Origin of the sequence: Streptomyces sp. NPDC005706 (assembly GCF_040631045.1) — a bacterium.
Lineage (GTDB): Bacteria > Actinomycetota > Actinomycetes > Streptomycetales > Streptomycetaceae > Streptomyces.
Map to the genome: position 1 here is coordinate 1 of NZ_JBEXYS010000063.1, position 9,195 is coordinate 9,195.

Consider the following 9,195-nt stretch of genomic DNA (forward strand, 5'->3'; position numbering starts at 1 on the left):
AGCCCACCACGGCCAGACACCCCGACGGTCCGGCTGGTCGGGCCCACCAGAGCCACCTCGACCAGCCGGAAAACGACCTAAATCACCGGTATTGCGGCTAGGCCGGTTCGTGTGGATCAGGCCGGATCAGGGAGCGGGGTCTGGTGCCGTGTCTCGCAAGGCGGAGGAGGGCGCCATTGCGGAGCCATGGCAACCGACGACAACGCGGCGAGGCGCGGTGCCAGGCCCCGCGAGCCCGGCGTGATCCACACGAAAGGGCCTCTACGCGGCTGTTCCACGGTCCTTCACTTCTGTGACTCCTGTGACCCCTTGGCAGCGGGATGCCGGGCCGGGATGCTGAACTCTCCTGCTCCCCACCGCAGTTGGAGGTCCCCCCATGCCCTCGCCGCGTATCCGCCCCCGGAGCTGGCTCGCCGCGCCGGCCGGTGCCGCCGCTCTCGTCGTGGCCTTCCCCTCCGCCGCCTTCGCCGCACCGCCCGCCGCCCTGCCCCGCAACGCCGAGCCCGCGGAACTGGCGTACCAGCCGGCCTTCGACTACGACACCGACGGCTGCTACCCGACGCCCGCCATCGGGCCGGACGGCACGGTCAACGGCGGCCTGAACCCGACGGGCGCGCTGAACGGCAACTGCCACGACGCCTCCGACCTGGACAACACCAACAGCTATTCACGCTACAAGTGCGACAACGGCTGGTGCGGCTACCTCTACGGCCTGTACTTCGAGAAGGACCAGGCGCTGGCCGGCAGCAGCATCGGCGGGCACCGGCACGACTGGGAGCACGTCGTGGTGTGGGTGCAGGACGGGCAGGTGCGGTACGTGTCGACGTCCAACCACGGCTCGTTCACCGTGCACCCGGTCTCCGAGGTCCGCTTCGACGGCGGCCACCCCAAGGTCGTCTACCACAAGGACGGCATCGGTACGCACTGCTTCCGGCCGGCCAACGCGGGCGACGAGCCGCCGGAGAACCACGAGCACACCTGGCAGTACCCGCCGCTGGTCGGCTGGAACGGCTATCCGGCGGGGCTGCGCGACAAACTGGGCTCCTACGACTTCGGCAGCGCCAACTTCGGTCTGAAGGACGGGAGTTTCGTCTCCCACCTGGCCTCGGCGAAACCCTCCGGCATCCCCTTCGACCCGAACGCCTGACGCCTCACCGCCGGCGCCGCCGGCTTACGGCCGTCCAGGGGGGAGCGTGGGAAGCGGCGCCCGTGAGGGTCTATGGTGTCCACCATGTCCGTGCCCGAGTTGATCCGTATCGTCTCCCGCGACTCGCCGATGGCCCTCGCCCAGGTCGAGCGCGTACGCGCCGAGCTGGGCGTACTGCGCCCGGGGGTACGCACCGAGGTCGTCCCCGTGAAGACGACCGGGGACAAGTGGCTCGGCGATCTGTCCCAGGTCGAGGGCAAGGGCGCGTTCACCAAGGAGGTGGACGCGGCCCTGCTGGCCGGGGAGGCGGACCTCGCGGTGCACTGCGTCAAGGACGTGCCCGCCGACCGGCCACTGCCCGCCGGCACGGTGTTCGCCGCGTTCCTGAAGCGGGACGACGTACGGGACGCGCTGGTCCACCCGGGCGGACTCACCCTGGACGAGCTGCCCGAGGGCACCCGGATCGGTACTTCCGCGGTGCGCCGGGTGGCCCAGCTCGCCGCCTCGCACCCGCACCTGGAGTGCGTGCCGTTCCGCGGCAACGCCAACCGCCGGCTGGCCAAGCTGGCCGCCGGCGAGGCGGACGCGCTGCTGCTCGCGGTGTCCGGTCTGGAGCGGATCGGCCGTGCGGACGTGATCAGCGAGGTGCTGTCCACGGAGACGATGATGCCGCCGATCGGCGCGGGCATCCTCGCCCTGCAGTGCCGCGAGGGCGACACCGAGCTGATCGACGTGATCAGCGGTCTCGGTGATCCGGATACGCACCGGGAGGCCACGGCCGAGCGGATGTTCCTGCATGTGCTGCAGGGCCACTGCAACAGCCCGATCGCCGGTTACGCGCGCGTGGACCGAGGCGGCGAACTCTCCCTGCGGGCCTGCGTGTTCACCCCGGACGGCAAGACCCGGCTGAACGCCCACGAGTGGGCGGGCCGGCTCGACGCGGCCACGCTCGGCACCTCGGTCGCGGTGTCGCTGCTGCGGCAGGGGGCGCGGGAGATCATCGACGGCATCCCGCACTGACCCGGCTCAGGCGCCGCCCGGCTCCGTCTGCTCCTTGAGGAAGGCGCTCACCTGGTGGGCCAGGCTGCTCTGCGCGCCGGCCGCCGGGGCCGCGGGCGCGGTGGCCTCCAGCACGCCGATGCCGCCGGCCCACAGCCTGCGCTCGGTCCACTCCTCGTCCACCCGCAGCTGCACCTGGACGTCCACGTGCGTCAGGGACGCCTCGGGACCGGCCGCGTAGAGCACGGCGGTGGCCCGGCGCAGCGGATAGACGTCGAAGCCCTCGATGAACTGGGAGTTGCGCCAGTCGATGAAGGCGCCCTCACCGTCCGGGCCGACCCGGACGTCGAGCTGGCCGTCCTCGAGGTGGATGCCGTAGTGCCGCGAGCCGCGGTTCTCGATCGTCACCCGGAGACTGAAGTACGTCAGACCCGCGGCGGCGTCGTCGCGTCCGCGCGGCGGCTCGGCCGCCTCAAGGCGGTGGACGCGGATGCGCAGGCCGGCATGCTCGTCGTACTCCTGCCAGTCCCCGACCACGTTCGGCTCGTACACAATGCCCCTCTCCACCTTTCGAGAGCTGCTGTCTATCTGTGTGCCGAGCGCACTGTCAAATGAGCGGAATGCGCTGTGGCCAGCGGGTTCGCCCGCTTTGATCGGTGATCAAGCCCTGCCCAGGAGAAACCCTTCCGGCGGGGTCCCGGTCGGGGTCCGGGTGCGTGCCGCACATCACGTCCGCGGCGGGACCGGCGGGCCGGGACACCGGGCGGCCCGGCGGGCCGGGAGACTGCCCGATGGCGACCCGAATGGGTCGTTTTGTTTTGATATGCCCGACAGGGGGAATGCGTACTGAGTGCTTCGGACAGGAGGCACGTCCGTGGGAGCCGGTTCCGGCCGGGCGCCCCGGTGTACCTTCCAGCATCCGAGCGCACCCTCCCACGGTGTCTGTCGATCAGCACCTGCTGAGAGAGGTGCGCGCGATGCCTGTCACTGGCAGCACCAGGCCTCACCCCCACGACGACGCCCCTGACACGGGCAGGTCCTTCGAGCGGCTCGCGAGCCTGCCCGAGGGCGCGGAGCGTCAGACGCTCCGGGACGAGCTGGTCCGGCTCTGGCTTCCCATGGCCGAGCGGATCGCCGTAAGGTTCCGCGGTCGCGGAGAATCCCTCGAGGACCTCTACCAGGTGGCCGCGCTCGGCCTGGTCAAGGCCGTCGACCACTACGACCCGGCCCGCGGCCGGGCCTTCGAGGCGTACGCGGTGCCCACCATCACCGGCGAGATCAAGCGCCATTTCCGCGACCACATGTGGACCCTGCATGTGCCGCGCCGGGTGCAGGACCTGCGCAACCGGGTCCGCGCCGCTCTCAAGGAGCTGGCCCAGACCACACCCGGCCGGGCACCCACGGTCACGGAGATCGCCGCGCACACCCGGCTGAGCGAGGACGAGGTGCGCACCGGCATGGAGGCGCTGGAGTGCTTCTCCGCGCTGTCCCTGGACGCCGAGGTCGCCGGCACGGACGGTTACGCGCTCGGGGACTCCCTGGGCTCACCGGACCCCGGCTTCGACCTGGTCATCGACCGGGCCGCGGTCAAACCGTGTCTGGCGGCTCTGCCCGAACGCGAGCGCACCATCCTCTACCTGCGGTTCTTCGGCGGGATGACGCAGAGCCGGATCGCCGAGCAACTGGGTATCTCGCAGATGCACGTCTCGCGGCTGCTGAGCGGCTGCTTCGACCGGCTGCGCGAGGAACTGCTCGCGGAGGCGGGCTGAGGCTCAGTCCCTCGCCGTCCCCGGCACCTGGGTGGGCCCGTAACCGTCCAGGCTCTCCTCCAGCGCGGCGCGGATGTCGGGCGGGATCTCGCCGCGGCGGCCCCAGATGACGATCAGCTCCGCCACGTTGCGCAGCTTGATGTTGGTGTGCTGCGAGACGTCCTTCAGCACCTGCCACCCCTGGTCCGGAGTCACCCGGCCGAGAGCGACCATCATCCCGATGGCCTGGTCGACGACGGCGTGGGAGACCACGGCCTCCTTCAGCTGATCGACCTCCGCCTCCAGCTCGACGATCCGGTCCGCGTCGCTGTGCGTCATGCACCCATCCTGTCACCCGCCTGGACGATCGTCACCGGGGTACTCGACGCGCACTTCAGGCCCTTCCGGTTGGACACTGGTGCGTGAGCGGTGGCCGCCGGGCCCCGAGACTCAGGACGCGACAGCCATGAACGATGACAAGCGTGCCGGTGGCGGGACGAGGACGCGTGAGCTCGTCTCGACGCACTCCGTCTTCGGCGCCCCGTGCTGGGTGAGCCTGACCAGCCGCGATCTGGGCGCGACCCAGGAGTTCTACTCGGCCCTGCTGGGCTGGCGATGGCGCGGCGCCAAGCTCGGCGAGCACTTCCGCATCGCCCTGGCGAACGGGGTGCCGGTGGCCGGGATCGCCGCGGTCGCCTCGATGTGGCAGATGGCGGTGGCCTGGACCCCGTACTTCGCGGTGCCCGACGCCGACGAGGCCGTGTCCCGGGCCCGGGAGCGAGGCGGTACGGCGGCGGTGGGGCCGCTGTCCTTCCCGCCGGGACGGGCGGCGCTGCTCGCCGACCGGGACGGGGCCACCTTCGGCATCTGGCAGGGCGAGCTGGTCGGCAACTGGGAGGCCTGGCGTCAGGCGGCCCCCACCTTCATCCGGCTGCACACCCGCAACGCCTTCGACTCGGCGATCTTCTACGGCGAGATCCTCGGCTGGGCGACCGGCAAGCCGGGCTGCTGCGAGGTCCAGTACGAGGGCGGCGAGGTGGTGCTGCGCAGCCGGGGCGACGTGGTGGCGCGCATCGACTCGGGCGCGGTCGAGGCGGCCCCGGACCCGTCCGTGCGGCCGCACTGGCAGATCCACTTCGCGGTGGACGACGTGACCGGCTGCGCCCGCACCGCCGAGAAGCACGGCGGCAGCGTGCTGCGCGAGGACGAGCAGGAGGCGATCCTGCGCGACCCGGACGGCGCCCAGTTCACGGTCACCTCCTCCCGCGGCCCGCGCTGACCGATTCAGCGGGTGCCGCGGGCCGGGCGGGTGCCCCGGGCCCCGCGGGTGCCGCGGGCCGGGTGCGGGTCACGGGCCGGGCGGGAGAGGACGGTCAGGCTGCGCGGCTCCACCCGCAGCCGGGTGCCGGCCTTGCGCTCCCGCTCGTCGGGGATGCCGTCCGGGTCGGCGGTGTCGATCAGGGTCGTCCAGCGCTCACCGAAGGACTCGTCGGGCAGGCGGAAGACGACCGGTTCCCAGTAGCCGTTGAGCAGCAGCAGGAACGAGTCGTCGACCACGCGGCGGCCGTGCGGGTCGCGTTCGGCGATGGCGTCGCCGTTGAGGAACACGCCCATCGAGTGGGCGTCCTCGCGGTGCCAGTCCCGCTCGGTCATCTCGCGGGCGTCGGGCCGCAGCCACATCACGTCGGGGAGCGGCTGTCCGGCGTTGGTCGGGGTCTCGCCGTGGAAGAAGCGGCGTCTGCGCAGCACGGGGTGCCGGGCGCGCAGACCGATCACGTACCGGGTGAAGTCGGCCAGCGAGCGCTGCTCGTCCGTGATCTCCCAGTCGACCCAGGAGACCTCGTTGTCCTGGCAGTAGGCGTTGTTGTTGCCGCGCTGGGTCCGCCCGAGTTCGTCGCCGTGGCAGAGCATCGGGATGCCCTGCGACAGCAGCAGCGTGGCCAGCAGGTTGCGCTGCTGGCGGGCGCGCAGCTCCAGCACGGCCGGGTCGTCGCTGTCGCCCTCGGCCCCGCAGTTCCAGGACCGGTTGTGGCTCTCGCCGTCCCGGTTGCCCTCGCCGTTGGCCTCGTTGTGCTTGTCGTTGTAGGACACGAGGTCGCGCAGGGTGAATCCGTCGTGGGCGGTGACGAAGTTGACGCTGGCGCGCGGTGTGCGGCGGCTGTGCTGGTAGAGGTCGGACGATCCGGTCAGCCGGGAGGCGAACTCGCCCAGCGAGCCGGGCTCGCCGCGCCAGAAGTCCCGTACGGCGTCCCGGTAGCGGCCGTTCCACTCCGACCACAGCGGCGGGAAGTTGCCCACCTGGTAGCCGCCCTCGCCCACGTCCCAGGGTTCGGCGATCAGCTTGACGCGGCTGATCACCGGGTCCTGCTGGATGAGGTCGAAGAACGCGGACAGCCGGTCCACCTCGTGGAACTGCCGGGCCAGCGTGGCCGCGAGGTCGAAGCGGAAGCCGTCGACGTGCATCTCGGTCACCCAGTACCGCAGCGAGTCCATGATGAGCTGGAGCACGTAGGGGTGGCGCATCAGCAGGCTGTTGCCGGTGCCGGTGGTGTCGTAGTAGTGCGCCCAGTCGCCGTCGACCAGCCGGTAGTAGGAGGCGTTGTCGATGCCCCGGAAGGACAGCGAGGGACCGAACTCGTTCCCTTCGGCGGTGTGGTTGTAGACCACGTCGAGGATGACCTCGAGGCCGGCCGCGTGCAGCGCCTTCACCATCGCCTTGAACTCGTTGACCTGATGGCCCGAACTGCCGAAGGCGGCGTAGGCGTTGTGCGGGGCGAAGAAGCCGATGGTGTTGTAGCCCCAGTAGTTGGCGAGGCCCCGGTCCTGCAGGACGCCGTCGTGGACGAACTGGTGGACCGGCATCAGCTCCACCGCGGTGACGCCGAGCGAGGTCAGGTGGTCGATGACCGCGGGGTGCGCGAGACCGGCGTAGGTGCCGCGCAGCCGCTCGGGGACCTCCGGGTGGGCGCGGGTCAGGCCGCGCACATGGGCCTCGTAGATGACGGAGTCCGCGTACGAGCGGCGCGGCGGGCGGTCGTCGCCCCAGTCGAAGTACGGGTCGGTGACCACGCCCAGCATCGAGTGCCCGGCGCTGTCGGCCGGGGACGGGCCGTCGGGGACACGCTCGTACAGGGAGGCGTCGTTGTCGATCTGACCGTCCACGGCGCGGGCGTACGGGTCGAGCAGCAGCTTAGCCGGGTTGCAGCGGTGGCCGAGGGACGGCTGCCAGGGTCCGTGGACGCGGTAGCCGTAGCGCCGGCCGGGGCCGACGCCGGGCAGGTAGGCGTGCCAGACGAAGCCGTCGACCTCGTGCAGCGGGACGGGCGTCTCGGCGCCGGCGTCGTCGACCAGGATCAGCTCGACGCGCTCGGCGACCTCGCTGAACAGCGCGAAGTTGGTGCCCTCGCCGTCGAACACGGCCCCCAAGGGGTAGGGGTGCCCGCTCCACACGGGCACCCCTTTCCGTGACTTCCGTGCCGTCACCGGGCGCCCTCCAGGACGCCGTCCGCGGCGGTCGCCGGCGCGGCGAGCGCGGCCACCCGCAGCTCGCGCGGCACCTGCAGACCCTCGGTGAGGCTCGGCGCCGGGGCGGTCGGGACCAGCGGGACGCGCTCACCGGTGCGGGCACGCTGCGAGAACCAGATGATCACGCTTCCGGTCTCCGAGGCGCAGCAGCCCCATCCGTCGCTCATGGCGGCGATGTCCGCCAGGCAGGCCCGCAGGTCCTGGTCCGGACGCAGAGCGCGGTCGTCGCCACCGACCGCCGTGATCAGATGCTGGCCGTTCCACCACATCTCGATCGACATGGTCTTGTCCGTGGCGTGCTGGTCGATCGCCCGCAGCAGCAGTTCGGCACCGCGGCGGACGGGGTCCACGAGGTTGTCGAGGTCCCAGTAGCGGAGGTGGGCGCCCAGGATGCGGCTGACCTGTCCCACCCGTTCCGGGCTGACTTCCACATCGATGTGGTAGTAGCAGGGCACTGCGGTCTTCATCGTCGCTTGCTCCTCACCGGCGAGGCTCTCGCTCCCTCACCGTCCGGGAGGGATCCCGGACACCGAGCGTGAGCAGTTATCGCTTCTGAGTCACCTCCCACAGTGAGGTCGCTACGCCATTCGTGCAACACGAGCGTCCCGAACGGCCTGATGGTTGAAGTTCCAACAGGACGGTGCGTGTCTGTACGTGCACCATGAGTGAAAGCCTCGATCGCCGTAACGGTTCCGTGCCCACCCCTGCGCGGACACCACCCGACCGTCGGGAACGCGCCCAGTCGAGAGCGTGGAAGGTGAAGAGGGTCATGCTGCTACCCGCCAAGGCCGAAGTGGCCAGGCAGTTGCGGCGTTACCGGGCCTGGGAGCGCGTGATGCTCGCCTCGCCCCACGACCGCACCGTCCGGGCAACCTTCGAGGACTCGGGCTACACCTTGTGCGTGCTGATGGGAAAGCGCTGCGCCCGGGAGGCAGCGGACGCGGCAGAGCGCTATCTGCGCTCCAGTCTGGCCGGCTACCTGCGCGAGCAGGACGGCCGGCCCCAGCCGGGCCGGGCGGCGCGGCGCGCGCCGCCTTCGGAGCGGCGTTCCACGGCGCCAAGCCCATGACCTGGCACCGTACATGGCGTTCCCCACGGACCGGCAGCAGCCGGACGTGCATCGGACCGCGAAGCCGGGCCCTGGGCCCGGCTTCGCGCACGGCGGAGGTGAGAACCATGCGCAGGACCCCGGCCATCGGCCGCGTACCGGTACGTGACGTCCGGCCGGCCGTGGAGTGCGGCAGGCGCCCGGCGAAGGCGGTGACCGGGGAGACGTTCCAGGTCACCGCCACCGTGTTCCGGGAGGGGCATGACGCCGTCGGTGCCAATGTGGTCCTGCGGGATCCGAAGGGCCGTCGTGGCCCCTGGACGCCGATGCGGGAGCTGTCCCCCGGCAGCGACGTGTGGGGCGCCGACATCACGCCGGACGCCACCGGCCGCTGGACCTTCCGGGTGGAGGCGTGGAGCGATCCGCTGGCGACCTGGCGGCACACCGCCTCCGTCAAGATCCCGGCGGGCATCGACACCGGCCTGGTGCTGGAGGAGGGCGCCGAACTCTACGAGCGGGCCGCCGCCGGGGTGCCCAAGGGGCCGGAGCGGGTCCTGGTCCTGGAGGCCGCGCACGCCCTCGGCGACGACACGCGGTCGGTGCACCACCGTCTGAAGCCCGCGTTGTCCGCGAAGGTGGAGGGGGTGCTGTCCCGGTATCCGCTGCGGGAGTTGGTGACGGCGTCCGAGGCGATGCCGTTGCTGGTGGAGCGGGAGCGGGCGCTGTAC

The 9,195-nt window shown here is 71.3% G+C and carries 10 protein-coding genes; 6 read left to right on the forward strand and 4 right to left on the reverse strand.

The window, feature by feature from the left end:
* Positions 1 to 376 precede the first annotated feature (376 nt).
* Both ABZ478_RS39005 and hemC read left to right on the forward strand, forming a co-directional pair.
* The gene (locus ABZ478_RS39005; RefSeq protein ID WP_359557518.1) at positions 377 to 1,147 is read left to right on the forward strand and encodes an NPP1 family protein; all 771 of its coding nucleotides are present in this window, start codon (positions 377 to 379) and stop codon (positions 1,145 to 1,147) included.
* 84 nt (positions 1,148 to 1,231) lie between these two features.
* The gene (gene hemC, locus ABZ478_RS39010; protein WP_359557520.1) at positions 1,232 to 2,167 is read left to right on the forward strand and encodes a hydroxymethylbilane synthase; all 936 of its coding nucleotides are present in this window, start codon (positions 1,232 to 1,234) and stop codon (positions 2,165 to 2,167) included.
* Positions 2,168 to 2,173: 6 nt separating this feature from the next.
* Here the strand turns inward: hemC and ABZ478_RS39015 are convergent, their stop codons facing one another.
* Positions 2,174 to 2,698 (reverse strand): hypothetical protein, encoded by a 525-nt coding sequence (locus ABZ478_RS39015; RefSeq protein ID WP_359557522.1) that lies wholly within the window; start codon positions 2,696 to 2,698, stop codon positions 2,174 to 2,176.
* A 425-nt stretch (positions 2,699 to 3,123) separates the two neighbouring features.
* On the opposite strand from ABZ478_RS39015, the gene ABZ478_RS39020 reads away from it, so the two are divergent.
* Entirely contained in the window at positions 3,124 to 3,915 is a 792-nt protein-coding gene (locus ABZ478_RS39020; RefSeq protein WP_359557530.1) for an RNA polymerase sigma factor SigF, read from the forward strand.
* A 3-nt stretch (positions 3,916 to 3,918) separates the two neighbouring features.
* Here the strand turns inward: ABZ478_RS39020 and ABZ478_RS39025 are convergent, their stop codons facing one another.
* Positions 3,919 to 4,233 (reverse strand): ANTAR domain-containing protein, encoded by a 315-nt coding sequence (locus tag ABZ478_RS39025; protein WP_359557524.1) that lies wholly within the window; start codon positions 4,231 to 4,233, stop codon positions 3,919 to 3,921.
* Positions 4,234 to 4,360: 127 nt separating this feature from the next.
* Here ABZ478_RS39025 and ABZ478_RS39030 point away from each other — a divergent pair, with 127 nt between their 5' ends.
* Positions 4,361 to 5,173: a VOC family protein gene (locus tag ABZ478_RS39030; protein WP_359557525.1), complete on the forward strand. Its 813-nt coding sequence runs from the start codon at positions 4,361 to 4,363 to the stop codon at positions 5,171 to 5,173.
* A 5-nt stretch (positions 5,174 to 5,178) separates the two neighbouring features.
* On the opposite strand, the gene glgX is transcribed toward ABZ478_RS39030, so the two are convergent.
* The gene (gene glgX / locus ABZ478_RS39035) at positions 5,179 to 7,377 is read right to left on the reverse strand and encodes a glycogen debranching protein GlgX (RefSeq protein WP_359557526.1); all 2,199 of its coding nucleotides are present in this window, start codon (positions 7,375 to 7,377) and stop codon (positions 5,179 to 5,181) included.
* Complete coding sequence (locus ABZ478_RS39040) at positions 7,374 to 7,886, reverse strand: pep a2 (RefSeq protein WP_358932863.1); 513 nt, start codon at positions 7,884 to 7,886, stop codon at positions 7,374 to 7,376. The genes glgX and ABZ478_RS39040 overlap by 4 nt, the downstream gene beginning before the upstream one ends.
* A gap of 302 nt (positions 7,887 to 8,188) precedes the next feature.
* Between ABZ478_RS39040 and ABZ478_RS39045 the strand changes: the two genes are divergently transcribed.
* Both ABZ478_RS39045 and ABZ478_RS39050 read left to right on the forward strand, forming a co-directional pair.
* Entirely contained in the window at positions 8,189 to 8,488 is a 300-nt protein-coding gene (locus ABZ478_RS39045; RefSeq protein WP_358932865.1) for a DUF5133 domain-containing protein, read from the forward strand.
* Between the two features lie 107 nt (positions 8,489 to 8,595).
* Positions 8,596 to 9,195: maltotransferase domain-containing protein (locus ABZ478_RS39050; RefSeq protein ID WP_359557528.1), on the forward strand; the 600-nt coding region annotated here is incomplete at its 3' end.

What these genes read in the sequence shown, in the direction of transcription:
- ABZ478_RS39005 (WP_359557518.1), top strand. Translation starts at nt 377, where the DNA reads ATGCCCTCGCCGCGTATCCGCCCCCGGAGCTGGCTCGCCGCGCCGGCC.
- hemC (WP_359557520.1), top strand. Translation starts at nt 1,232, where the DNA reads ATGTCCGTGCCCGAGTTGATCCGTATCGTCTCCCGCGACTCGCCGATG.
- ABZ478_RS39020 (WP_359557530.1), top strand. Translation starts at nt 3,124, where the DNA reads ATGCCTGTCACTGGCAGCACCAGGCCTCACCCCCACGACGACGCCCCT.
- ABZ478_RS39025 (WP_359557524.1), bottom strand. Translation starts at nt 4,233, where the DNA reads ATGACGCACAGCGACGCGGACCGGATCGTCGAGCTGGAGGCGGAGGTC.
- ABZ478_RS39030 (WP_359557525.1), top strand. Translation starts at nt 4,361, where the DNA reads ATGAACGATGACAAGCGTGCCGGTGGCGGGACGAGGACGCGTGAGCTC.
- ABZ478_RS39040 (WP_358932863.1), bottom strand. Translation starts at nt 7,886, where the DNA reads ATGAAGACCGCAGTGCCCTGCTACTACCACATCGATGTGGAAGTCAGC.
- ABZ478_RS39045 (WP_358932865.1), top strand. Translation starts at nt 8,189, where the DNA reads ATGCTGCTACCCGCCAAGGCCGAAGTGGCCAGGCAGTTGCGGCGTTAC.